The following is a 1,788-nucleotide window of genomic DNA, read 5'->3' as shown; positions in this document are numbered from 1 at the left end:
CCCATGAACCCGATACCAATGGTTCGCGCCTCCACACGCTTCTATCAACCACACAAGCCACCTTAAGGCCTTGCCACAGTGGGCACATATTGAGCGCCTAACCCCTCTCGTGTGGATCACCTTACCCCACTCATCAATCCCACACAGTTGAAAAACCCCTTTTGCAATAAATACCAACACCAAGTATTTTAATATCTTTCATGGCCCTGCTCCTTTTTTTAAAAATAGAAACTCTATGTTGGCGCATTATAACGCCCTCTTTAAGGAGGGGCACTTTTCATTAGGTTACTTGTTAAGGGGGATGATGAATTAGGTATTGCCTGAGGGGGCAAGAGAATTTATAGTGAGCCCTAGTTTAAAAAGGAGATACCGATATGGCTCTCATTACGTTGCGACAATTGCTGGATCATGCAGCCGAGCACGGTTACGGTGTTCCGGCATTTAATGTCAATAATTTAGAGCAACTTCGAGCGATTATGGAAGCAGCGGATAAGACAAAAAGTCCGGTCATTGTTCAAGCCTCCGCTGGCGCGCGTCAGTATGCTGGCCCTCAGTTTATCCGGGCATTGATCGTCGCCGCTACCGAAGAATGGCCCCATATTCCCATTTGTATGCACCAGGATCACGGCGCTTCTCCCGCCGTCTGCCAGCGTTCAATCCAACTTGGCTTTACTTCAGTCATGATGGACGGTTCCTTATTGGAAGACCAAAAAACACCATCAGACTATGAATACAATGTGCATACAACAGCATTGACTACGCAAATGGCTCATGCGTGTGGAGTCTCAATGGAAGGAGAACTAGGTTGCTTGGGTTCCTTGGAAACATCAAGGGCTGCAGAAGAAGATGGTTCCGGCGCGAAAGGCGAATTATCACGTGATCAAATGTTGACAGACCCTAAGCAAGCGGCCGATTTTGTTAATAAAACCAAAGTCGATGCGTTGGCCATTGCCATCGGCACCAGCCACGGTGCTTATAAATTTTCTCGACCGCCGACGGGTGAAGTATTGATGATCGACCGCATCAAAGCCATCCACGAACGTTTGCCCGATACGCATTTGGTTATGCACGGCTCGTCCTCTGTACCGCAAGAGTGGCTACAAATAATTAATGAATATAGCGGCGAAATTCCAGAAACTTACGGGGTGCCGGTGGAAGAAATCCAAAAAGGCATTCGTCATGGGGTGAGAAAAGTGAATATTGACACCGATCTGCGGCTAGCATCGACTGGCGCAATCCGCCGTTACTTTGCGAAAAACCCTTCGCAATTCGATCCACGAAAATACTTAGGCGAGGCGCAAAAAGCGATGCAAGTGATTTGTAAAGCGCGTTATGAAGCATTCGGTACAGCGGGTCAAGCCGAAAAAATAAAAATTATTTCACTTGAAAATATGGCGGCTCGTTATAGGGATGGTCAATTAGACCCACGCATTCCAAATATTCAACCAGTATCATCAAACGGGGCCTAACGATAAAAGGAGATGCTGTTTCCCCCTCAGGGGTGTTTAATGCGTTGGTTTTTGTTAATGGAGTTGTTTGTGCCCGGATTTATTATTGCTGCAACCTCCAAACCGAACAATCCATTCAATTACCTAAAACCATCATCACAATTCCCGCGCTTCATGATCATCTCGTACAAAAACACAAAAACTTGCTGCAAATGTGCAATTTGCAAAACGCCGATATACGTGCCGTCATTCAAAGCATTTCGCAATTAACCGGTTTATGCGAACGGGGAGGGACATTCATCAATTTCATCTGTTTCTGGCAAGTTGTTGGTGTTTATTG

Annotated in this window: 1 protein-coding gene and 2 pseudogenes; 2 read left to right on the top strand and 1 reads right to left on the bottom strand. The window is 46.1% G+C overall.

Features of this window, described 5'->3' with window-relative positions; translation table 11 throughout:
- Positions 1–202 (bottom strand): annotated as a pseudogene (locus OWO34_RS08035) (IS110 family transposase); the annotation flags it as partial.
- A gap of 172 nt (positions 203–374) precedes the next feature.
- Here OWO34_RS08035 and fba point away from each other — a divergent pair.
- Positions 375–1,469, top strand: coding sequence for a class II fructose-bisphosphate aldolase (gene fba / locus OWO34_RS08030; RefSeq protein WP_267257150.1), 1,095 nt, complete (start codon positions 375–377; stop codon positions 1,467–1,469).
- A gap of 63 nt (positions 1,470–1,532) precedes the next feature.
- A pseudogene (locus tag OWO34_RS08025) lies at positions 1,533–1,672 on the top strand (hypothetical protein); the annotation flags it as partial.
- Between the last annotated feature and the right edge of the window lie 116 nt (positions 1,673–1,788).

The sequence above is a fragment of the Coxiella endosymbiont of Ornithodoros maritimus genome (genome assembly GCF_907164965.1).
In the GTDB taxonomy this organism is placed as follows: Bacteria; Pseudomonadota; Gammaproteobacteria; order Coxiellales; family Coxiellaceae; genus Coxiella.
This window is presented reverse-complemented; position numbering and strand designations above follow the sequence as displayed.

Coding starts and splice junctions, on each gene's coding strand:
- fba (WP_267257150.1), top strand. CDS start 375: ATGGCTCTCATTACGTTGCGACAATTGCTGGATCATGCAGCCGAGCAC.